This is a genomic window from Exiguobacterium sp. SH31, assembly GCF_001816105.1.
Taxonomy (GTDB): Bacteria; Bacillota; Bacilli; order Exiguobacteriales; family Exiguobacteriaceae; genus Exiguobacterium; species Exiguobacterium aurantiacum_A.
Genome location: NZ_LYTG01000011.1, coordinates 14,992 through 37,410, shown reverse-complemented (window position 1 = coordinate 37,410; position 22,419 = coordinate 14,992). Strand labels below are relative to the sequence as shown.

Annotated in this window: 20 protein-coding genes; 18 read left to right on the top strand and 2 right to left on the bottom strand. The window is 52.7% G+C overall.

Features of this window, described 5'->3' with window-relative positions; all coding sequences use genetic code 11:
• The first annotated feature begins 48 nt into the window (after positions 1–48).
• The 5 genes from A6395_RS01760 (at position 49) to A6395_RS01740 (ending at position 6,467) form a co-directional block, all read left to right on the top strand.
• Positions 49–282: a DUF896 domain-containing protein gene (locus A6395_RS01760; protein ID WP_070327145.1), complete on the top strand. Its 234-nt coding sequence runs from the start codon at positions 49–51 to the stop codon at positions 280–282.
• A gap of 199 nt (positions 283–481) precedes the next feature.
• Positions 482–2,473: a transketolase gene (gene tkt / locus A6395_RS01755; RefSeq protein ID WP_071397631.1), complete on the top strand. Its 1,992-nt coding sequence runs from the start codon at positions 482–484 to the stop codon at positions 2,471–2,473.
• Between the two features lie 129 nt (positions 2,474–2,602).
• Positions 2,603–2,836, top strand: coding sequence for a YneF family protein (locus A6395_RS01750; RefSeq protein ID WP_070327147.1), 234 nt, complete (start codon positions 2,603–2,605; stop codon positions 2,834–2,836).
• Positions 2,837–2,959: 123 nt separating this feature from the next.
• Positions 2,960–4,714, top strand: coding sequence for an ABC transporter transmembrane domain-containing protein (locus A6395_RS01745; RefSeq protein ID WP_071397630.1), 1,755 nt, complete (start codon positions 2,960–2,962; stop codon positions 4,712–4,714).
• Positions 4,704–6,467, top strand: coding sequence for an ABC transporter ATP-binding protein (locus tag A6395_RS01740; RefSeq protein WP_071397629.1), 1,764 nt, complete (start codon positions 4,704–4,706; stop codon positions 6,465–6,467). Before A6395_RS01745 ends, A6395_RS01740 begins: the two co-directional genes overlap by 11 nt.
• 82 nt (positions 6,468–6,549) lie before the next feature.
• On the opposite strand, the gene A6395_RS01735 is transcribed toward A6395_RS01740, so the two are convergent.
• The gene (locus A6395_RS01735; RefSeq protein ID WP_071397628.1) at positions 6,550–6,729 is read right to left on the bottom strand and encodes an aspartyl-phosphate phosphatase Spo0E family protein; all 180 of its coding nucleotides are present in this window, start codon (positions 6,727–6,729) and stop codon (positions 6,550–6,552) included.
• Positions 6,730–6,918: 189 nt separating this feature from the next.
• Between A6395_RS01735 and A6395_RS01730 the strand changes: the two genes are divergently transcribed.
• Positions 6,919–7,617, top strand: a complete 699-nt coding sequence (locus tag A6395_RS01730; protein ID WP_071397627.1) for a cytochrome c biogenesis CcdA family protein — start codon at positions 6,919–6,921, stop codon at positions 7,615–7,617.
• Between the two features lie 13 nt (positions 7,618–7,630).
• Positions 7,631–8,089 (top strand): CcdC family protein, encoded by a 459-nt coding sequence (locus A6395_RS01725; RefSeq protein ID WP_071397626.1) that lies wholly within the window; start codon positions 7,631–7,633, stop codon positions 8,087–8,089.
• Positions 8,090–8,134: 45 nt separating this feature from the next.
• Here the strand turns inward: A6395_RS01725 and A6395_RS01720 are convergent, their stop codons facing one another.
• On the bottom strand, positions 8,135–8,566 hold the full coding sequence (locus A6395_RS01720; RefSeq protein ID WP_070327153.1) for a DUF2621 family protein: 432 nt from the start codon (positions 8,564–8,566) through the stop codon (positions 8,135–8,137).
• A gap of 180 nt (positions 8,567–8,746) precedes the next feature.
• Between A6395_RS01720 and A6395_RS01715 the strand changes: the two genes are divergently transcribed.
• From A6395_RS01715 to A6395_RS01665, 11 genes are all read left to right on the top strand, one after another.
• The gene (locus A6395_RS01715; RefSeq protein WP_071397625.1) at positions 8,747–10,342 is read left to right on the top strand and encodes a peptide chain release factor 3; all 1,596 of its coding nucleotides are present in this window, start codon (positions 8,747–8,749) and stop codon (positions 10,340–10,342) included.
• Between the two features lie 201 nt (positions 10,343–10,543).
• Entirely contained in the window at positions 10,544–13,258 is a 2,715-nt protein-coding gene (gene acnA, locus A6395_RS01710; RefSeq protein ID WP_071397624.1) for an aconitate hydratase AcnA, read from the top strand.
• Between the two features lie 106 nt (positions 13,259–13,364).
• On the top strand, positions 13,365–13,853 hold the full coding sequence (locus tag A6395_RS01705; RefSeq protein WP_084812897.1) for a DUF3939 domain-containing protein: 489 nt from the start codon (positions 13,365–13,367) through the stop codon (positions 13,851–13,853).
• Positions 13,854–13,980: 127 nt separating this feature from the next.
• Entirely contained in the window at positions 13,981–15,546 is a 1,566-nt protein-coding gene (locus A6395_RS01700; RefSeq protein WP_071397623.1) for a BCCT family transporter, read from the top strand.
• A 103-nt stretch (positions 15,547–15,649) separates the two neighbouring features.
• A complete protein-coding gene (locus A6395_RS01695; RefSeq protein WP_071397622.1) occupies positions 15,650–16,339 on the top strand; it encodes a hypothetical protein in 690 nt (229 codons plus the stop codon).
• A 57-nt stretch (positions 16,340–16,396) separates the two neighbouring features.
• The gene (locus A6395_RS01690) at positions 16,397–18,658 is read left to right on the top strand and encodes an AAA family ATPase (RefSeq protein WP_071397621.1); all 2,262 of its coding nucleotides are present in this window, start codon (positions 16,397–16,399) and stop codon (positions 18,656–18,658) included.
• A gap of 30 nt (positions 18,659–18,688) precedes the next feature.
• The gene (locus A6395_RS01685) at positions 18,689–19,108 is read left to right on the top strand and encodes an acyl-CoA thioesterase (RefSeq protein WP_071397620.1); all 420 of its coding nucleotides are present in this window, start codon (positions 18,689–18,691) and stop codon (positions 19,106–19,108) included.
• Positions 19,109–19,184: 76 nt separating this feature from the next.
• Positions 19,185–20,060 (top strand): M15 family metallopeptidase, encoded by an 876-nt coding sequence (locus A6395_RS01680; protein ID WP_252100497.1) that lies wholly within the window; start codon positions 19,185–19,187, stop codon positions 20,058–20,060.
• Positions 20,061–20,071: 11 nt separating this feature from the next.
• The gene (gene plsY / locus A6395_RS01675; RefSeq protein WP_370246298.1) at positions 20,072–20,686 is read left to right on the top strand and encodes a glycerol-3-phosphate 1-O-acyltransferase PlsY; all 615 of its coding nucleotides are present in this window, start codon (positions 20,072–20,074) and stop codon (positions 20,684–20,686) included.
• Between the two features lie 225 nt (positions 20,687–20,911).
• A complete protein-coding gene (locus A6395_RS01670) occupies positions 20,912–21,682 on the top strand; it encodes a DeoR/GlpR family DNA-binding transcription regulator (protein WP_071397618.1) in 771 nt (256 codons plus the stop codon).
• Between the two features lie 18 nt (positions 21,683–21,700).
• Complete coding sequence (locus A6395_RS01665) at positions 21,701–22,363, top strand: copper homeostasis protein CutC (RefSeq protein WP_071397617.1); 663 nt, start codon at positions 21,701–21,703, stop codon at positions 22,361–22,363.
• The last annotated feature ends 56 nt before the right edge of the window (positions 22,364–22,419 follow it).

The window sequence follows — 22,419 nt, the reverse complement described above, 5'->3', positions numbered from 1 at the left end:
ATTTTGTACAGTAGAACTACAAATTCAGTAGAGAGGGGGCGAACCATTATGTTAGCACCCGAACAATTGGAGCGGATTAACTTCCTCGCCAACAAGGCAAAGACAGACGGTTTGTCACAACAAGAGATGGACGAGCAACAAGCGTTGCGTCAACAATATTTAAAAGCGTTCCGTCAATCGTTCAAATCCCAGATGATGGGCATGAAAGTCGTCGATCCGGAAGGCAACGACGTGACACCAGAAAAACTAAAAGACGAACAGAACCGACACCGTTCTGAATGAACTCGAATGCACATCCTATTTCGTATAGGATGTGCATGTTTGTTATACACGAAGCTCGATAAGGTTCGACCATTCCCTCGAAAACAGACGTATGGAAGTAAACGATTCCAATCAATGTGACATACTATTTAATTAGTTGTGACACACGATTGAGTGTGCTAAAATATGACGGGTAGAAACTTTCTTAACAACAGAGAGGATGAAATTAGTGGAAACAACTACTAAAGAATTATTAGCGATTAACTCGATTCGGACGCTCTCGATTGATGCTGTCCAACAAGCGAACTCAGGTCACCCAGGTATGCCGATGGGTGCGGCCCCGATGGCGTTCACGCTTTGGACAGACAAAATGCGTCACAACCCGAAAAACCCGAACTGGTTCAACCGCGATCGGTTCGTCCTTTCAGCGGGACACGGTTCGATGCTGTTGTACTCGCTGCTTCACTTGTCTGGTTACGACCTTTCACTCGACGACCTCAAGTCGTTCCGTCAAAAAGACTCGAAGACGCCAGGACACCCTGAGTATCGTCACACGGCTGGTGTAGACGCGACGACGGGACCACTCGGTCAAGGGATTGCGATGGCTGTAGGTATGGCAATGGCTGAGAAGCATTTGGAAGCAACATACAACCGCGACGAGTTCAACGTGGTTGACCACTATACGTTCGGAATTTGTGGAGACGGTGACTTGATGGAAGGTGTGTCGGCTGAGGCTGCCTCACTCGCCGGTCACTTGAAACTCGGTAAACTCGTCGTCTTGTATGATTCAAACGACATCTCGCTTGACGGGGATCTCCATAAGTCGTTCTCGGAAAGCGTAGAAGATCGATTCAACGCTTACGGATGGCAAGTCATTCGCGTCGAGGATGGAACGGACATCGATACGATCGCCAAAGCGATCGACGAGGCGAAAGCTGAGACGTCTAAACCGACGATGATTGAAGTGAAGACGGTCATTGGTTTCGGTTCACCGAATAAATCAGGTAAATCGGCATCACACGGCGCTCCACTTGGAGAAGCAGAAATCGAGCTCACGAAACAGTTCTATAAATGGGAAGGCGAGAACTTCTACGTCCCGAACGAAGTGTACGACTTGTTCAACGATAAAGTCGTTGAGCCTGGCGCTAAAGCTGAGTCGGATTGGAACGAGCTCGTCGCAGCCTACAAATCGGCTCATCCTGAACTCGGTGCTCAGTTCGAACGTGCGATGAACAACGAACTTCCTGAAGGTTGGGATAGCGAGTTGCCAACGTTTGAAGTCGGTTCGAAAAAAGCGACGCGCCAAACGAGCGGAGAAGTCTTGAACGCGATTGCGAAATCGGTACCGACATTGTTCGGTGGATCGGCTGACCTCGCCGGCTCGAACAACACGATGATTAAAGGCGCGGCTGACTTCGACGAAGATCCGGCTGGCCGTAACATCTGGTTCGGTGTCCGTGAATTCGCAATGGCGGCAGCTGTCAACGGGATGGCACTTCACGGTGGCGTACTTCCTTACGGCGCAACGTTCTTCGTCTTCTCGGATTACCTCCGTCCAGCGGTCCGTCTCGCTGCACTCATGGGAATTCCGTCGACATTCGTTTTGACGCATGACTCGATCGCAGTCGGTGAAGACGGTCCGACGCACGAACCGGTCGAGCACTTGATGAGCTTCCGGGCGATGCCGAACTTGTCAGTTCTCCGTCCGGCAGACAGTAAAGAGACGATCGCCGCTTGGAAACAAGCGATCACGACGACGTCAGCTCCGTCACTTCTCGTCTTGACACGTCAAGCGTTGCCAGAACTCGTAGGAACATCTGTCGAAGACGCGGCGAAAGGTGCCTACGTCGTCGCAGGTAAGTCTAGCGAAGCGGACGTCCTTCTTCTCGGTACAGGCTCAGAAGTCCATGTCCTCGTCGAAGCACGCGAGCAACTCGCTGCTGAAGGCGTGAACGCTGCTGTCGTCTCAATGCCGTCATGGGAACTGTTCGAAGCCCAATCGGCAGAGTACAAGGAATCAGTTCTTCCTTCGTCGATCACGAAACGCGTCTCGCTTGAAGCAGGTTCGACGCTCGGATGGTACAAATACGTCGGATTCGGCGGTAAAGTGCTTGGAATCGACAAGTTCGGTGCCTCGGCTCCTGGAGACCTCCTCATGAAAGAATACGGCATGTCGGTCGAGAACGTCGTCGACGCTGTCAAATCACTATAATTATCATTAAAAACGTGTGATGGCCTAGACGATGTCTAGGTCATCACTTTTTTTTCTGACGACTAGCGAATTAGCGCAATATAGTGTATAGTAAAAAACGATGTTTCATATGGTAGAGGAGGTAAAACCTTGAGTACATTTATTTGGATTCTTCTTGTCGTGGCAGCACTTATCGGGGGTATCGCGATCGGGTTCTTCATCGCTCGTAAATACATGATGAACTACCTTGAACAGAACCCACCAATCAACGAAGACATGATTCGTACGTTAATGATGCAGATGGGTCAAAAGCCGTCACAGAAAAAAGTCAACCAAGTGATGCGTGCCATGAACGTTCAAGCGAAGAACGAAAAAAAATCATAATGAGTCACCGAAGCACTTCGCACCCGCGAAGTGCTTTTTTTATTCATCTTTTGTTCGACAATCGAACAAACTTTCGCTACCATAAATGAATAGTCTTATTTCAAGATATAGGGGGCGTTTCAGATTCGTGTATTTAAACAATTAGCTTGGTTCTTCAGGCTCGAATGGCGGACGTATGCAGTCGGTATCGTCTTGCTCATGTTTGTCGCCGCACTCGAGCTCATACCGCCGCGCATTATCGGCCGAGTCATCGATGGGATGAACCAAGGTTCGCTCGAAGCGGACTTGCTGTGGATGCTGCTAGGAGGCCTTGCGGCTGTCGGGATCGGAAACTATGTGGCGCGCTTTTTTTGGCGCTACTTTATTTTCGGGGCCTCGATCCGGCTCGGACGCCTGCTCCGGAGCCAACTGTATCGTCACTTCACGGATTTGGATCAACGGTTTTATAAAAAGTCGCGTGTCGGTGATTTGATGGCGCACGCGACGAACGATGTCCAGGCTGTCTCGACGACGGCGGGGGCGGGTATTTTGACGCTCGTCGACAGTGTGACGATGGGTACGTTCGTCATCATCACGATGGTGACGACGATCAGCTGGAAGCTGACGGTCGTCGCTTTACTACCGCTGCCGATCATGGTCATTTTGACGACACGATATGGAAAGATGCTCCATAGCCGGTTCGGTGTCGCCCAAGCGGCATTTTCCGAATTGAATGACAAGGTTCAGGAGAGTGTGAGTGGGATTCGCGTCTTGAAATCGACCGGGGAAGTCGACCACGACGTCGAATCGTTCGAGAAGTTGTCAGATGAAGTCATGGCAAAAAACGTCCGTGTCGCTAAAATTGACGCCTTGTACGACCCGACAATCTTCGGGATCGTCGGATTATCTTACATATTGTCGATCGGCTACGGGGCCTACTTGATTGAACAAGGCGAGCTCACAATCGGTCAAATCGTCAGTTTTACCGCTTATCTTAGTCTGCTCACTTGGCCGATGCTCGCCTTCGGTTGGTTGTTCAATATCGTCGAACGTGGTCGGGCTTCGTACGACCGGATCGAGCGCATGCTCGCCATCAAGCCGGAGATCCAAGACGATCCGATGGCGGCGACGAAACTGGATCATTCCGAGCTCGAGGCGGATATCGGTTCGTTCCGTTATGACGATACGACCGTGCTGCGTGATGTCATGTTCCGGATCGAGCGTGGCAAAACACTCGGGATTGTCGGTCGGACCGGTTCTGGTAAGACGACGATCGTTCGATTGTTGACCCGTGAATATGACGTGACCGACGGTAAAATCAAAATCGGCGGCGTCAATGTTCGTCAAGTCAAAAAATCACTTCTACTAGATAAAGTCGCCCTCGTCCCGCAAGACCACTTCCTGTTCTCGGATTCGATTGCGAGCAATATCGCCTTCGGAAAACCGGAAGCAAAAATGGATGAGATCATGGAGGCTGCCAAAATCGCCGAAGTGCATGACGACATCTTAAGGTTGCCGGAAGGGTATGCCACGCTAGTCGGTGAACGCGGCGTAACGCTCTCGGGGGGACAGAAGCAACGTATCTCGATTGCCCGGGCGCTTATGATCGAGGCCGATCTCTTAATCCTTGATGACGCGTTGTCGGCTGTCGATGCGAAGACGGAAGAAGCCATCATCGAACATTTCCGTGTCGGCAATCCGGAGCAATCTCGATTGATCGTCGCCCACCGTCTGTCGGCAGTGGAGCATGCCGATGAGATCCTCGTACTCGCTGATGGCCAAGTCATTCAGCGAGGCCGACACAACGATCTCATTCGAGAACCGGGCTGGTACAAAGAAACGTACGACCGCCAACAACTTGAGGCGATCGTGGAAGGAGGGGGCCACCATGAAGCATGATATTCAAGAATGGTCGGTCATCAAGCGGTTATTGGCCTATACGAAACGATACGGCCGGCCGCTCAGCCTCGCCTTCGTCTTTTTACTTCTTGCGACGGGAGCGAAGCTTGCCGGACCGTTTTTAATCAAAGTGTTCATCGATGAGTTCGTGACACCGGGCGTCTATCCGACGAATTGGGTCGTCACGCTGCTCGTCGTCTATATGGTGTTACACATCTCGGCCGTCATCTTCGACTATTTACAATCGATTGCGTTTCAGAAGATCGCCCTTAAAATCGTCCAAAATATTCGAATGGACATCTTCCGTCATGTGATGGGGCTGCGTCTCGCCTATTTCGACCGGACGCCGGCGGGTGTGCTCGTCTCCCGGATCACGAACGACACGGAAGCGGTGAAAGAGTTATACGTCGGCGTGATGAGCACGTTCGTCCAGTCAGGCGTTCAATTGCTCGGGACGTATATCTTCCTGTACATTTTAGAGCCGACGCTCGCCACGATCGGGCTCGTCCTCCTCCCGTTGTTTTGGCTCATCATTTGGGCGTATCGCCGGTACTCGACTAAATACTTTGCCCAAGTCCGTGATTTGTTATCGCAACTGAACGCGCAGTTGAGCGAGTCGATCAACGGGATGGGTATCGTTCAACAATTCCGTCAAGAAGAGCGTCTCGTCCGTCAGTTCGAAGCGACGAACGAGGCGCATCAAGAAGCACGGTTCAAGAACTTGAAGCTCGATAGTATGTTGCTCCGCCCGATCATCGAGCTGTTGCTTGCGTTCTCGATCATCGGTTTGCTCGGCTACTATGGCTTCCTGTCGATGACGGAACAAGTTCAAGTCGGGGTCGTCTATGCGTTCATCAGTTACATCGAGCGCATTTTCCGCCCCGTGCTCGATATCATGCAACGGCTGAGTGAGTTCCAACAAGCGGTCGTCTCGGCAGACCGCGTCTTCAAAGTGCTCGACACCGATGAACCGGCGCCAGGAAAAAGTCTTTCCGGCGAGGCAGCGATCGAGGCAGGAGAAGTTCGGTTTGACGATGTCACGTTCAGTTATGACGGGGAAGTCGATGTTTTGAAGAACATCTCGTTCGTCGCCAAGCCGGGTGAGACGGTCGCGCTCGTCGGTCACACGGGGAGCGGGAAAAGCTCGATCATCAACTTGCTCACTCGGTTTTATCCGTATGAAGGGGGACAGATCACCATCGACGGACACCCGCTCGAACAGTTCGAGGAAGTGGAACTTCGCGATAAGATCGGTCTCGTCTTACAAGACCCGTTCTTGTTCAGTGGCACGATCGAGGATAATTTAAAATTGTTCAACCCGACAGTTGATTCCGATAAAGTACGCCAGTCGGCGGAGTTTGTCCAAGCGAATACGTTCATCGAAAAACTCGAGACGGGGTATGGTCATACAGTCGGCGAACGGGGAGCGACGTTCTCGAGCGGGGAACGGCAGTTGCTCGCCTTCGCCCGAACGGTCGCTCGTGATCCGAAAATACTGATCTTGGACGAGGCGACGAGCTCGATCGACACGGAGACGGAGGAGCGGGTACAGTTCGCCCTCGACCGGATGCGTCGTGGACGAACGACGATCGCGATCGCCCACCGCTTGTCGACGATACAGGATGCCGACTTGATTCTTGTCTTACATCGCGGCGAGATCGTCGAACGGGGCAACCATCAGGCCTTATTGAAGCATGATGGATTATACAAAAAAATGTATGAGTTACAGTCAGGACAACGTCTGATGTCATAATCTTCAAAGGATACCTTAAGGGGTGTCCTTTTTTCCATGGAAAAAGCTCGCCACAAAAGATGTGACGAGCTGAAGTAAGTAGTCAATTTAAGTTGTCTGTTAGCTGTTTCGAAAGGACGTGAGACGTGATTAACGTGTCTAGCTCTTGGCTGACATGAATCACTTCTGGAGACGTCCAACTGTACTGCGAGGCGATTTCATACAGTTCATCGCGTTTTTGTTCAATGGCATAGTGTAAGGTTTCAGCTGTGATGACCGCCACGGTATTTCCCCCATCGTATTAAAATAGAACCTGGTGAAGTAGAATATCCAAATCTTAGCATTCAACACTACACATCACAAGTTACATTTCCATTTCAATGATTACAAAATCGGACGAAGTGGACGGAGAAAAGATGCGAGCATTTTGAAATGGTTTTCGCTATAATGAGGCTGAAAGGTGGAAAAACGCATGGAAGTCACTTTATGGCTCGCTTTTGGGGCGGGCGTCTTGTCTTTTTTATCACCGTGTACGCTGCCGCTCTATCCGGTCTTTTTGTCGTATATCACAGGGGTATCTGTCTCTGACTTGAAAAGCGAAGGGCTCCGGCAACGGACGGCTTGGTTTCATACGTTCTCATTCTTATTTGGATTCTCGATCGTCTTTCTCGTCCTCGGTTTATCGACTTCGTTGATCGCCGACTTCTTCATTCAATTTAAAGATAGTCTACGCATGTTCGGGGCAATCCTTATTTTTGTGTTCGGGGTCTTTTTAGCGGGGCTGTGGCAACCGCGCTTCATGATGCGCGAAAAGAAACTCGCACTTGGAGAACGGAAGAGCGGGTATTTTGGGACCGTGTTGATCGGAATCGGATTCGCAGCCGGATGGACGCCGTGCACAGGACCAATTCTCGCCGGGGTGATCGCACTGGCTGCGTCTAACCCGAGCCAAGGCATGGGGTATATGCTCGCTTACGTCATCGGGTTCTCGATCCCGTTTCTCATCATGGCCAGCTTCGTCGGGAAAATTAAATATTTGGCGCGCAACAGCGCGAAAGTGGCAAAGTTCGGAGGCTATTTGATGATGGCTTTCGGAGTCGTATTATATTTTGATGGAATGAACCGCTTCGCTGCCTGGATGAGCGAATTAGTGGGATTCACCGGATTCTAAAGGGGCTGACCATATGTCGATATTTTGGGGATCGACTCTCGTCGCATTGCTGATGGGGGTCATCGCGAGTTTCGTTCGCGTGAAGGCATCGGCCCGACCGACGAATGCGAAAAAAATCTTGATTCCACCGCTCGCGATGTCGACGGGCATGCTGCAATTTGTAGTGCCGGCTTTTCGTCTGACTTGGCTCGAAGTCGGGGAGGCGCTTGTCGTAGGCTTGATTTTTAGTATCTTTTTGATCAAGACGTCCAATTTTGAAAAACGTGATGGTGAGGTTTATTTATCCCGCTCGAAAGCGTTTTTCATCGTCGTCTTCGTCTTACTCGCGATCCGGACGGTCATGAAAGCGTTCCTCGGCGACGAGGTCAACATCTTCGCGACGGGCGGCTTGTTCTATTTGATCGCCTGGGGCATGATCGTGCCGTGGCGGATCGCCATGTATCAAAAATATAAGCGCATCGCGACGACATAAACAACGGCATACCTCGAGCGAGGTATGCCGTTGTTTTTCGAATCTTCACTGTTGGAAATAACGCTTATAAGTCATCCAATCGATTTGCTCTTCTTCGAGCGCTTTCTTCAAAAACTTGTGGTCCCGCTTCGGTGTGGCGGCGATATATCCTTTGACGACGAGCTCCGTCGTCATCACTTTCGCTCTCGATTCGAGCGCGAACTGTCCGATCTTGCCGGCGATCTTGCGAATGGCGACATCGCGGAACAGCTCAGGCACTGGCGTGACGAGCCGATCGAGTAGCGTCCGTGTCTCGGGTGTCCACAGGTGGCGTGTCTTCGCGATGTAATCGTCCTCGATATCTAGGAGAGAGCGGCCGTCTTCTTTCGGCATCCGTTTTAAAAACTTACGGAACATGAAGTATCCGCCGATCGTCATCAACCCGATCATCACAAATCCCCAGAAGACAATGAAATACATCATCAAGTTTTCTGGCATCGTCTTTCCCCCGTTCTTTCATTTCACAATCATTCAAGCTTAGTATACAAAAAAGACCGCGAATACAAAAGCATGAGCATCCTATAATGATGGACGAAACGACACCGTTTCGTTAGAATAGAGAGCGTTGCAGTCAGAAATGAGAATGAAGTTGAAAGTCTGGAAGGGAAAGGACAATATATGAACCAATTAAAACAAGAAGTAGAGAAACGCCGCATTTTCGGCATCATCTCCCACCCGGATGCCGGTAAGACGACACTCACGGAGAAATTGCTCTTACACGGGGGAGCGATCCGCGAAGCGGGGACGGTCAAAGCCCGCAAAAACTCAAAACACGCCAAGTCCGATTGGATGGAAATCGAGAAACAACGGGGCATCTCTGTCACGTCTTCTGTCATGCAGTTCGTCTATCGCGACAAGGTCGTCTCGATCATGGACACGCCGGGTCACAACGACTTCGGAGAAGACACGTACCGCGTCTTGACGTCTGTCGACAGCGCGGTCATGGTCATCGATGCCGCCAAAGGGATCGAGACACAGACGAAGAAATTATTCCAAGTCTGTCGTATGCGTGGTATCCCGATCTTCACGTTCATGAACAAGTTGGACCGTCAGGCAAAAGATCCGCTTGAGCTCATGGAAGAACTTGAAGAAGTGCTCGGTATGCCTTCGGTCGCCGTCACATGGCCAATCGGCAGCGGGATGCAGTTCGAAGGTGTGTTCGATCGTATCAAGAACGAGATCCACTTGTTCCGTGGCGAGAAAGGCAAGCTCACGTTGAACGAGGACGGGGTCAACGATCCTGTGCTCGCCAACTACTTGACAGAAGAAAACTTGACGAACTTGCGCGACGAGATCGACCTGTTAGACGGTGCCGGCAACGACATTGACGTCGAGGCGATCCAATCAGGTAAGCTGACACCTGTCTTCTTCGGCACGGCGCTCGTCGACTTCGGGGTGACGTCTTTCTTAGACCACTACCTCGATATGTCGCCGGCCCCAGAGGCCCGTAAATCGAACGTCGGTCCGATCGACCCGACGTCTGAAGACTTCAGTGGTTTCGTCTTCAAGATTCAAGCGAACATGAACCCGGCCCACCGTGACCGCATCGCCTTCGTCCGCATCTGTTCGGGTGTGTTCGAACGGGGAATGGACGTCACGTTGACGCGGACCGGCAAGAAAATCAAACTGAGTCAATCGACGCAGTTGATGGCCAACGACCGTGAGACTGTCGATAAGGCGTTTGCCGGTGACGTCATCGGGATTTACGATTCTGGGACGTACCAAATCGGTGACACGATCACGACGTCGAAGCAAAAGATCGCGTTCGAGGCGTTGCCGACGTTCCCGCCGGAATTGTTCATGCGCGTCTCGCCGATCAACTCGCTCAAGTCGAAACACTTCCACAAAGGTGTCGAGCAACTCGCCCAAGAAGGAGCGATCCAAGTGTACCGCAACGAGTATAACGAGATTTATCTCGGCGCGGTCGGTCAACTCCAGTTCGAGGTGTTCGAATATCGTCTCAATAACGAGTACGGGGTCGACATCCGGATGGAGCCGGTATCGTACAGTGTCGCTCGTTGGGTGAAGGACAAAGAATTGAAGGCGCTCAAGCCGTTCCAAGACTCACGGAACATGCTCGTGATCGACCGTTGGGAACGCCCTGTGTTCTTGTTCGCCAACGAGTTCACGTTTGACCGTTTCAAAGAACGCTATGAAGATGAGTTGACGCTCGTCGACGCACTCGATGTCAATGTCGAGATCGGTGCCGAATAAGCTAGATTGTAAAGGCGGCCTTAGATGGCCGTCTTTTTTTCGTGTTTTGAGATGATCGGAGCAATTGATAAGTTTTACTTATGACTAATTTGTGACGGAATGTATTTTACGTCACGCTATAGTTGTATTATGATAAACATGTGATAAGTAAGCGATTACGGCAACTGCTGTGGTCGTCGCTTTCAAAAAGGGGGAAATTGTATGGAACAGACGAACGTAGTAGACGCTTTTTCATCTCGGACACAGTTCGAGGTCAACGGACAAGCTCACGATTATTACCGACTTAAAAAGTTAGAGGAAGATGGGGTGACGGAACTCAGCCGCCTCCCGTACTCGATTCGCGTCTTGCTCGAATCAGTTTTGCGTCAACAAGACGGCCGTGCCATCACGAAAGAACACGTCGAGAACTTGGCAAAATGGGGTACTGCCGGAGTCTCGAAAGACATTGACGTACCGTTCAAACCGGCTCGCGTCGTCTTGCAAGACTTCACGGGTGTCCCGACTGTCGTCGACCTCGCTTCACTTCGTAAAGCGATGGCTGACCTTGGTGGCGACCCGAACAAAATCAACCCGGAAATCCCGGTCGATCTCGTCGTCGACCACTCGGTCCAAGTCGATGCCTACGGATTCGCCGGCGCGCTCATGAAAAACATGGACATCGAGTTCGAGCGGAACGAAGAGCGTTACAAATTCTTACGTTGGGCGCAGACTGCGTTTGACAACTACCGTGCCGTACCACCGGCGACGGGAATCGTCCACCAAGTCAACCTCGAGTACTTGGCGTCGGTCGTGCTTGAAAAGAATGATGGGACAGGAAATGTCGCGTATCCAGATTCACTCGTCGGAACGGATTCGCACACAACCATGATCAACGGACTCGGTGTCCTCGGCTGGGGTGTCGGCGGAATCGAAGCCGAAGCGAGCATGCTCGGCCAACCGTCATACTTCCCGGTACCAGACGTCGTCGGCGTCAAGATCATCGGTGAGGTCAACCCAGGTGTCACAGCGACAGACGTCGCGCTCGTCGTGACCGAGATGCTCCGTAACGAGAAGGTCGTCGGCAAGTTCGTCGAGTTCTTCGGACCGTCGCTCCACACGATGCCGCTCTCTGACCGGGCGACGATTGCTAACATGGCGCCTGAATACGGGGCGACTTGCGGCTTCTTCCCGGTCGATACGGAAACGTTGAACTACATGCGTACGACAGGTCGCTCAGAAGAGTTGATTGACCTCGTCGAGGCGTACTCGAAAGCGAACGACATGTTCTACACACCTGATCAAGCCGATCCGGCGTTCACAAAGACGCTCACGCTCGACTTGTCTAAAGTAGAACCTTCACTCGCAGGCCCGAAACGTCCGCAAGACCGCATCAACTTGTCTGACTTGCATACGGCGTTCATCGACAGCTTGAGCGCACCGGCCGGACACAGCGGCTTCGGTCTCGACCGTGCCGAGCTCGACAAGAAAGCTGCCATCCATTATGAGGATGGACCGGTCGACATGCAGACGGGTGACGTCGCAATCGCGGCGATCACGAGCTGTACGAACACGTCGAACCCTTACGTCATGGTCGGCGCTGGCCTCGTGGCCAAGAAAGCCGTCGAACGTGGACTCACGGTACCGAAATACGTGAAGACGTCGCTCGCCCCGGGCTCGAAAGTCGTTACTGACTACCTCGATAAAGCCGGACTCACGACGTACCTCGACCAGCTCGGGTTCAACACGGTCGGTTACGGCTGTACGACATGTATCGGGAACTCTGGGCCGCTCGACCGCGAAGTCGAAGAGACGATCACGTCGAACGATCTTCTCGTGTCGTCTGTCCTCTCGGGTAACCGTAACTTCGAAGGCCGCGTCCATCCGCTCGTCAAAGCGAACTTCTTGGCGTCACCGCCACTCGTCGTCGCTTACGCGCTCGCAGGGTCGGTCAACTTCGACATCATGAATGAATCATTCGGGACGGATAAAGACGGCAACGAGGTCTTCTTCAAAGACATCTGGCCGTCAAACGATGAGATCAAGATGGTCGTCCAAGACGTCGTCTCGCCGGAAGCGTTCCGTAAAGAGTATGACACGGTGTTCACGGGCAACGAACGTTGGAACGCACTCGCCGTCCCAGAAGGTAACTTGTACGACTTCTCGGACGACTCGACGTACATCCAAAACCCGCCGTTCTTCGAAAACCTCGAACCGGAAGCGGGCGTTGTGCTCCCACTTAATGGTCTTCGTGTCATCGGTAAGTTCGCCGATTCGGTTACGACTGACCACATCTCGCCGGCAGGAGCGTTCTCGAAGACGACACCAGCTGGGCAATACCTGCAGTCGAAAGGCGTCGCGCCGCTCGACTTCAACTCATACGGGTCGCGTCGTGGTAACCACGAAGTGATGATGCGCGGTACGTTCGCGAACATCCGTATCCGTAACCAAGTCGCGCCTGGCACAGAAGGCGGGTACACGACGTACTGGCCGACAGGTGAGATCATGCCGATGTATGATGCGGCTATGAAATATAAAGAGCAGGGCACAGGCTTGATCGTGCTCGCCGGAAACGACTACGGCATGGGCTCGTCGCGTGACTGGGCAGCCAAAGGTACGAACCTGCTCGGTATTCGTGCCGTCATCGCCCAAAGCTTCGAACGGATTCACCGTTCAAACCTCGTCATGATGGGTGTGTTACCGCTTCAGTTCATGGACGGGGAGTCTGCGGAATCACTCGGACTGACAGGCGAAGAGGCACTCGATATTCAAGTCGATGAGTCGGTACGTCCGCGCGACATCTTGAACGTCACGGCCACGCATGAAAACGGCACCGTGACAGCGTTCAAAGTCGTCGCCCGCTTCGACTCGGAAATTGAGATCGACTACTACCGTCACGGCGGGATCCTCCAGATGGTCCTCCGTAACAAATTGAAATAAGCGTCAAACCTTCCTTTGAAAAAAGGAAGGTTTTTTTCGTGAATATGCGAATATAAGGTGAGATGGTCAAAGATAACGGGAAAGGAACGGGGAGAGGGGGGAGTGTATGGAGCGACAAACACGGTCAGGTAAAAATTGGTGGCAGCGTCTGACTCAAAAAGAAGACGTGGTCGAGCAAGAAGTCGATATCACGTTGCCGCAGCTACGAGAAGCCATTCATGAGTATGAACAGACGTTACCGAAAGGGGTCAACCGGACGGTGCTGTTGGACGAGTCCCAAGAGATCGATCTCGGACGTTTGAAACGTCACTTGCCAGGCAAACCAAGACAGCGGTTTTACATGTCAAAAGAGACGTTCCACATCGCCCCAGAGGACGAGCGTGACGTCGTCTATGAAATGGACCAGGTGCAGCGGGCGCTCGACTTATATTTCGAGCAAGAAAAAAAATTACCGCTACGTAAATTCCAACAGACGGCGCAAATTGATTTGACGCGTCTGCGTGAAGGCGGCTATTTGAAAGTGTTGCCAAAACGGCCCTATTACGTCGTCGATGAGACGTTGATCGTATCGTTAGAACCGAAGTCGACCGAGTGACGAGATGCCATCGTCACTTTTTTCATCGTGACACGAGCGAACACGTTTTCGGGTTGTGCCGAGATTGTAAACTGTGTTAGGGTGGAAAACGTATATGAAAATAAGAAAATTGAATAGGAGTGAGATTATGGAAAGAAAAAGCCAAGTGACGACCGTCTTTATCGTATCAGCTATCATTACGGTCCTCTTTACGATTTGGGGAATCTTCCCTGAAAGCTTGCTCGGAAACGCAAGCCTGATCAACGTGACGACGAAGCTGCAAGATTGGCTCTCGAACGGGATGGGCTGGTTCTATCTGCTCAGCGCGACCGGGATTTTACTCGTCGCGATTTTTTTAATCTTTTCGCGCTTCGGGTCGATCCGACTCGGAAAAGATACAGACCGACCAGATTTCGGATATTTGACATGGTTCGCCATGTTGTTCAGCGCCGGGATGGGAATCGGCCTTATCTTCTGGGGAGCGGCGGAACCGTTGCTTCACTTCCACACACCGCCGTTCGAATCTAGCAGCCCCGAAGGAAACGCGCGTACGGCGATGCGTTACGCCTTCTTCCATTGGGGCTTCCACCCGTGGGCGATTTACGCGATGATCGCTCTCGCGATCGCGTACTCGACGTTCCGCAAAGGGCGTCCGGCGACAATCGGGGAGACAATCGGTTCACTCGTCAACGACCGCTATGAACGTCCGGTCAAACAGATGGTCGATATTTTGGCCGTCGTCGCAACAGCGTTTGGGGTCGCGACGTCGCTCGGATTTGGTGCCCAGCAGATTGCCGGTGGACTTCATTACTTAATTCCGGGCGTGCCGAACGCGTTTTCGACGCAGTTGATCATCATCGCTGTCGTGACGGTGCTGTATATGATCAGTGCCTCAACCGGATTAGATAAAGGGATTCGCATACTCAGTAATACGAACATCTTCCTCGCCATCGTCCTGCTCGTCGCGACGCTCATCGCGGGACCGAGCGCATTCATTCTTAACTTGTTCACGCAGACGATCGGGACGTACTTGCAACAGCTACCGTCGGTCAGCTTCCGCACAGCCGCCTTTGAACCGGCGGAACGTGAATGGATCAACGGCTGGACGATCTTCTACTGGGCGTGGTGGATTTCTTGGTCACCGTTCGTCGGGACGTTTATCGCCCGTGTCTCAAAAGGTCGGACGATCCGTGAGTTCATCATCGGAATCTTGCTCGTACCGACATCGTTCGGACTGCTTTGGTTCTCTGTCTTCGGCGGATCGGCCATTTGGGCTGATTTGTTCGGTGGAGCGAACTTGATTGACGCGGTCAACGAGATTGGAACGGAAGTCGGGCTGTTCGCCTTGTTCGAGACGTTCGGCGGATTCGGGACGGTACTAAGCATCATTGCCATCTTCTTGATCTCGACGTTCTTCATCACATCAGCCGACTCGGCGACATATGTGCTCGGAATGCTGACGACAGGAGGGAAACTCATCCCACCGATGCGGATCAAGTTGATTTGGGGCTTCATTCAATCATCGATCGCAGCCGTGCTCTTGTATGCGGGTGGTCTCGGCGCGCTTCAAGCCGTCGCGATCCTTGTCGCCTTCCCGTTCATCTTCGTGCTGATTCTGATGATCGTCGCCTTGTTCAAGGACTTGGCCGATGAACCGGACGAACGGGATAAATGGATTGAAAGTTATAAGCGTGATGAAGATAAACTTGGATAAAATTATAGGGTCTCAGTCGAGGCCCTTTTTTTAGTTGTAAATGTTTTGCATGGCACCCTCGCTAGTGTAGGATAGTAAGTGAAGAATATTGGGAGGGCATGTTATGAAACGAGAAGTGAAAAAGCGGCTCAGTTGGATCATTTTTGCCGGCATCCTCATCGTCGGGGCTCTGCTCGCTTATAATTTTTATTTGGTCACCAACTTGAATGATGATGATGACAATGGTCGTGAGAATCGGACCGAACCGTTCTACACGTCCGTCGAAATCGGCTATGAAGAGAAGAAGTTGCCAGAAAACGGGGAGACGCTCGAAGTTCGCAACTACCTCGTCACGTACGATGAGAACGGACATTTCGTATCCGAGGTCGTATCGGGACCGAACGCCGGTGCCCGGGCCGAATGGGATGGCACGATGTACCGTGAGTTCAATCCGGAAGGCGACGAAACGAACAGTCAAGAGACGAGTTCGGGTGCAGTCGCTCCCCATCCGTTCTTGTCGCGGGCGACGAACGAACAGATTCGCAAGTGGCTTGATGACGGGACGTTAGGCACGGGTGAAGGTGACGTCAATATCATCGGTCGGACAGCTCAGGCGTTCGTCAAAACGGAATCCGCCGAGGCGGTGCCTGCGGAGTGGGTCGAGAAATACCCATCGATCTTCGACGAAGACGAAAATGAGGAAGCGGTGACGTATTACGTCGATGTGAACGAACGGATTCTGCTCGCTGCTGAGTCACGCAACAACGGGAACTTGTTCCACTCGATTCGCATGACTTCTTTTGAAGCACTATAACCCGACGAGGAGCAGACTGAGACGTCGGCTCCTTTGTCGTCTGAAAGGGAGAACTTTATGAAACAGATCCATTTGGAACAAGTTCAACATGACTTGGAACGGTGGGAACAAGGCAACAAGGTCGATGAAGCGGCGCTCTTGTCCTATGCCCACTGGTCGCGTGCGACAGAGCATAACGACGAGTTGATCCGGACGTTGACACTGCTTTCGACGAGACGGTTGCAGCACAACCAAACAATCGACCCGCTCCTCAATCGCTGGGTGAAGGAACTCGAGTCGCTCGGCGCTTTACCTGCTGAACTGAGGGTCAGCCAACTGAATGAGAAGTTGCGCCGGTTCAGACAATCGCTCCATGTCGATTGGCCGACTCTTCGCGAAGCCGACTACGCCTCGATGAAAGTCCAAATTTTGACCGAGTACGAAGCGAAGACGTCCGAACTGCTCGATCAGCTCGATCGGTTACACGACGAAATCGAACGGGCCAAGTCAGATCTGCGGGACTCCGAGTTCAAAGATCAATTGGAGCGTTTGTTCGAGGTCGTCATCGAAGCGATGCAAGAAGTCGCGTCACTCGAAGATGACACCGCGTCACTGCTCGCGTCGATGCAAGGCAACTACTTCAGCCGGGAGGCGTTCCGTCGTTTCGGTGAGCGGGTCGGTCTCGTCAAACAACGGATCGATACGATTTGCGAGCTGTTGCCGGAACGTCCACGGGAGGTCCGTTCGAGTGCGATCGAGTCGCTCGAGTCGATGATCGGTCTAACGGAAGTGAAGCAGCGGGTGAAAGCGTGGTATCGGTTCTTGTTGTTTCAAAAAGAACGGGACAAGGCCGGTTTCTCGTCGAAACATCAACCATCGCTCCATCTCGTCTTCACAGGGAACCCCGGTACCGGCAAGACGACGCTCGCCCGGCTCATGGCCGAGATCTATTTCGAGCTCGGTCTTCTCGGACGGCCCGATGTCATCGAGGCAGACCGTTCGAGCCTTGTCGGTGCTTTCGTCGGCCAGACGGAAGAACAAGTCATGAATAAAGTCAAGGAAGCCGAAGGGGGCGTCTTGTTCATCGATGAGGCATACGCGCTCAAACGGCAAGATGCGAGCGGGAGCGATTATGGACAAGCGGCAATCGACACACTCGTCGCCGCGATGACGAGCGGGGAATATGCCGGAAAGTTCGTCGTCATCCTGGCCGGTTATCCGGAAGAGATGCGCCACTTCTTACTCGCGAATCCAGGACTCAGATCGCGGTTCCCTGAATCGAACCATTACGAGCTGCCGAACTACAGCGACGAAGAGCTCGTCGCGATTGGGGAGAAAGTGGCCGAAGAGAACAACTATGTGCTGACGACCGATGCCAAGCGTGCCCTCATCGCCCGGATTGACCGGGAACGAGTCGATGCGACGTTCGGGAACGCCCGGACCGTCCATAACATCTTGCTCGATGCGATGTTCAAAAAAGGATCTCGTTTCGGTGCCGACGCCCCGCTCGACGAGATGGCTTTGTTGACAGAGCTCGATTTTGAAGAGGCGACGAGCGAAGATGGCACGGCTCCGACGCTCGATGACATGATCGGGATGGAAGAAGCGAAGCGACAGCTTCAGGAGATCGAGGCGCTGATCACGATTCAAAGACGGCGGCGCGAGCTCGGGCTGAAGACGGCTCCGGTCCAACTTCACGCCGCGCTTGTCGGCAACAGTGGTACCGGCAAGACGACGTTCGCGCACGTGTACGCTCAGTTGTTGAAGAAGATGGGCTACTTGAAACGGGGACATTTGAAAGTCGTCAGCCGTGCCGACCTCGTCAGCGGCTACGTCGGACAGACGGCTCAAAAGACGAAAGCAGCCATCCGCGACGCGCTCGGCGGGGTATTACTGATCGATGAGGCGTACAGTTTGAACGGCGGTCCGAACGACTACGGACGCGAAGCAATCGATACGCTCGTCGACGAGATGCCGAAGCACGGGGAGAACCTCGTCGTCATTTTGGCGGGCTATGAGGCGCCGATGCGCCGGTTGATCGATTCGAACCCAGGACTCAGCAGCCGGATCAAACGAACGATTCAGTTCGAAGACTATTCACTCGCGCAACTTTCCCAAATCGCGAACAGCTATGCCGAGAAGTTCGGTTATGCGTTCGGGGACGGTGTCGAAGCCGCACTGGCCGAACGACTGAAGCATGCAGATAAACCGAACGCACGGACAGCGCTGTCGCTCGTCGATGAGGCGATCGCCCGACAATCGTACCGGCTCATCGCCGAGAACGCCGAGGATAGCGAGTTAAATCAGATTTTAGTAGTAGATATTAAGAGTAAGTTATAATATACTGTATACTGAAAAGAGGGCGATTTGATGCATACGATTCAGATTCCTGTACGATATCAAGAGACAGACATGATGGGGATCGTCTATCATGCGAATTATTTAGTCTACCTTGAGATCGCGAGAACCGAGTTGTTACGACAACTCGGAGTGGAATATAAAGACATGGAACAGGCCGGGTTCGTATCGCCGGTGACGAACGTGACGGTCGACTATAAAAAGAGCGTCACGTTCGGAGACACGGTCAACGTGCGCGTCTGGGTCGACAGTTATTCGAAGATCCGTACCGTCTACGGATATGAGTTGACCGACCAAAACAATGATTTGGTCGGGACCGCGAAGACGACGCATGTCGTCGTGAAGCGCGGCGATTTCAAACCGATCCGGCTCGACCGGGAATTCCCGGCATGGCACAATATGTATTTGAAAGTCTTGAGCCCGGTTCAATAACAGTCGTTCCTTTGTACCGTCAGTGTGGTATCATATCTTGACGGTATTTTTTTGTATGAAGAAAGGGGAAGATCGCATGCGAAAACCATCTATGTTGATGGTGTGCTGCGCCTTGACGCTCACGTTAGTGGGATGTACGACAAGCGAACAAGCTGATCCGAACGAACCGATAGAACAACCGACCGTGTCTGACACGGAGAAGCCGGCGGAAACGCCGACTGATAACGAGACGGCACCGGCAGAACCAGCTCCGGAAGCAGAAGAGCCGGCCGAAACGGATAAGGACGAACAACCGGCGACCGAACCAGAGCCGCCGGTCGAGGAAGAACCAGTGGCCGAGCCGAGTCAACCGATTGAATTGAACGGGCAAGCAAATCTTGAGTTGGACGCACTCGTCCTCGTCAATAAACAGATTGCCTTGCCGAGTGATTATCAACCGGCCGATTTGGTGCCAGCGAACATCGATTTCGTCGATTCGGCGACCGGTGAGCGTAGAATGTTGCGTAAAGAAGCGGCCCGTGCCATCGAGTCACTCATGAAGGACGCGAAAGCGGCCGGGATTGACTTGAAAGGGACGAGCGCGTTCCGGACGTATGCGTATCAAGTACAGTTGTTCAACGCCTACGTCGCGCGTGACGGCAAGGAGCAGGCCATGAAGTACTCGGCGCCTCCGGGACACTCAGAGCATCAGACAGGGCTCGCGATCGACGTCTCGAGCGCATCAGTCGGTTATCAACTGACGCAAGAGCTTGAACAGACGACAGAGGGCAAGTGGCTTGCCGATAATGCACACAAGTACGGGTTTATCGTCCGTTACCAACGTGCTTACGAAGCGGAAACCGGTTATATGTATGAACCGTGGCACTTACGATATATCGGGGTAGACCATGCGACGAACGTTCATAAAACGAACGTTCCGTTCGAGCGCTACCTCGAGCAATTAATGGACTAAGGGGAATTGCGATGCCTTACATGACAGAAGTGATGATCATCATCATCAGCTATTTGCTGGGCTCGATCCCGTTCGCGCTCATCGTCGGAAAGCTCGGCTATCGAGTCGATGTGCGAGAGCATGGGAGCGGGAACTTAGGGACGACGAACACGTTCCGCGTGCTCGGAAAAAAAGCGGGGACGCTCGTATTGTTAGGAGATATGGGGAAAGGGTTGGTCGCGGCGCTGTTGCCGCTCCTGTTCGGTAGCGACATGAGTCTCTTGCTCGCAGGGATTCCGGCCATCATCGGCCACTCGTACCCGATCTTCGCCAAGTTCAAAGGCGGAAAATCGGTCGCGACGAGCGCCGGGATCTTACTCGCGGCGTTCCCGTGGTTCTTCTTCGTCGTCGTCGGGACGTTTATCGTGGCGCTGCTCATCTCGAAGATGGTGTCGCTCTCGTCGATGGCGGCGTCAGCGGTCGGACTCGTGACGGTCGTGACGTATAGCGTCGTCACGAGAGATTGGTTACCGCTCATCGTCATCGTGCCGCTCGCCTTGTTCATCATCATCAAGCACCGTACGAACTGGCAACGGATCCGCGCGGGCACCGAACCGAAAGTGCCGCTGTTCCAAAAGAAAAAATAAAGACGTTGCCGAACGGGACCTGTCTATCAGGTTCCGTTCGGTTTTTGTCGTTTGCGCCGAAACGATTTCGAGCGACCTACCAATTGTTGTGGATTTCCGTGGATTTTTGCTAAAAAGAATGAAAAAAGTGTTGGATTTGCCCGTTCTTTACTTTCAGTTTACGTTAAATTTACATCCGTTCGCTAAAATGGGAGAGGAAGCGATTTTTGCGGAGGAGGCAGGCTTGTGTCGTTAATTGGAGAAGAACGTAAACAAAAGATTGTCGAGTGGATCGAGCGGGAAGGTAAAGTGAAGACGAGTGAACTGATCGAACGGTTGAACGTCTCGGGGGAGTCGATTCGCCGCTACTTAGAAGAGCTTGAGAAAGAACATCGTATCAAACGGGTATACGGCGGAGCCGTCTTGCATCAAAGCGTCTCGTTCCAGCCGATGACGATTTCGAACATGGACGGGATTCGTCGCATCGCCTATACGGCGTTTCAACTTGTCGAAGACGACATGCTACTCTACATCGGGCATGGTGTCGCCCCCGAGCAAGTCGCGTCAAGGCTCCGCGGGCGAAACTTGACGGTCGTCACGCCTTCACTCATGGTCGCGAAAGCGCTATTCGAGCAGCGGGCCAAAGGTGTGTTCACGGGCGATATCCAATTGCTCGGAGGTACGATCGACCCGAAACATCTCGTTACCGTCGGCGAACAAGTGCTTCAACAACTGAAAGCGTACGTGTTCGATATGGCGATCTTGTCTGTCGAAGGGGTCGACGCGACGCTCGGGCTGACGTGTGACGCCCATGGGCTGTCGACTGTGACGCAAGCCGTCATGACGCAGAGCCGCATGTGTTATCTGCTCGCCGACCACACCCAGTTCAATCAACAGAAACGATATCGTGTCTCCGACTTCTCGACGGTGACGACGATCATCTCAGATTTTCCAGAACCGACCGATTGGAAGCGGGTATTGGCCGAACACGAGGTCGAATGGCGTTTCGCTCCATAACTAAAGGAGGAGTCATTTATGATCGAAGTTATCGTCACGACGTTAAATGAAGCGAAAGCAGCGGCACGATACGGGGCGAATCGGCTCGAACTGATTGCCGATATGCGTGCCGGTGGGACGACCCCGAGCTTCGGGACGATCCGTAACGTATTGGAGAACGTCACGATCCCTGTCCACGTCATGATCCGGCCGCATACCGACTCGTTCGTCTACAGCGAAGATGATAGTGAGACGATTTTGGCGGATGTCGGGCTGTGCCGTGAGCTCGGGGCCGACGGGATCGTCTTCGGCGCATTGACGGAAGACGGACGAATCGATGAACGGTTGCTCGGCGAGGTCATCAAGCATAAAGGTGACATGGCGCTCACGTTCCACCGGGCGATCGACGAAGCGGCCGATTTCATTCAAGCGGTGGACGTGTTGAACGGATTTCCAGAAGTCGATCAAATTTTGACGTCCGGGGGAGCGGTGACGGCCGTTGAAGGGATCGGGCGTCTCGAAGCGATGCGTGACGCGGCGACGATGACGATACTGCCTGGAGCTGGGATCACGGCGGACAACGTCGCTCAAATCGTCGCCCGGCTCGATGTTCCTTTTGTCCATGTCGGCAACGGCGTTCGGACGGACAGGAGACTTGATGAGGCGAAATTTCACAACCTGCTCGAGCAAATGAAACGCTAAAAACAGTCGGATGACTGTTTTTTTGCTATAATGAAAAAAACGATAATAAAGGTGAC

Bases quoted from the DNA above. Each gene is read 5' to 3' on its own strand.
- A6395_RS01760 (WP_070327145.1), top strand. From the start codon at position 49: ATGTTAGCACCCGAACAATTGGAGCGGATTAACTTCCTCGCCAACAAG.
- tkt (WP_071397631.1), top strand. From the start codon at position 482: ATGAAATTAGTGGAAACAACTACTAAAGAATTATTAGCGATTAACTCG.
- A6395_RS01740 (WP_071397629.1), top strand. From the start codon at position 4,704: ATGAAGCATGATATTCAAGAATGGTCGGTCATCAAGCGGTTATTGGCC.
- A6395_RS01730 (WP_071397627.1), top strand. From the start codon at position 6,919: ATGGAAGTCACTTTATGGCTCGCTTTTGGGGCGGGCGTCTTGTCTTTT.
- A6395_RS01725 (WP_071397626.1), top strand. From the start codon at position 7,631: ATGTCGATATTTTGGGGATCGACTCTCGTCGCATTGCTGATGGGGGTC.
- A6395_RS01720 (WP_070327153.1), bottom strand. From the start codon at position 8,566: ATGCCAGAAAACTTGATGATGTATTTCATTGTCTTCTGGGGATTTGTG.
- A6395_RS01715 (WP_071397625.1), top strand. From the start codon at position 8,747: ATGAACCAATTAAAACAAGAAGTAGAGAAACGCCGCATTTTCGGCATC.
- acnA (WP_071397624.1), top strand. From the start codon at position 10,544: ATGGAACAGACGAACGTAGTAGACGCTTTTTCATCTCGGACACAGTTC.
- A6395_RS01705 (WP_084812897.1), top strand. From the start codon at position 13,365: ATGGAGCGACAAACACGGTCAGGTAAAAATTGGTGGCAGCGTCTGACT.
- A6395_RS01700 (WP_071397623.1), top strand. From the start codon at position 13,981: ATGGAAAGAAAAAGCCAAGTGACGACCGTCTTTATCGTATCAGCTATC.
- A6395_RS01695 (WP_071397622.1), top strand. From the start codon at position 15,650: ATGAAACGAGAAGTGAAAAAGCGGCTCAGTTGGATCATTTTTGCCGGC.
- A6395_RS01690 (WP_071397621.1), top strand. From the start codon at position 16,397: ATGAAACAGATCCATTTGGAACAAGTTCAACATGACTTGGAACGGTGG.
- A6395_RS01685 (WP_071397620.1), top strand. From the start codon at position 18,689: ATGCATACGATTCAGATTCCTGTACGATATCAAGAGACAGACATGATG.
- A6395_RS01680 (WP_252100497.1), top strand. From the start codon at position 19,185: ATGCGAAAACCATCTATGTTGATGGTGTGCTGCGCCTTGACGCTCACG.
- plsY (WP_370246298.1), top strand. From the start codon at position 20,072: ATGCCTTACATGACAGAAGTGATGATCATCATCATCAGCTATTTGCTG.
- A6395_RS01665 (WP_071397617.1), top strand. From the start codon at position 21,701: ATGATCGAAGTTATCGTCACGACGTTAAATGAAGCGAAAGCAGCGGCA.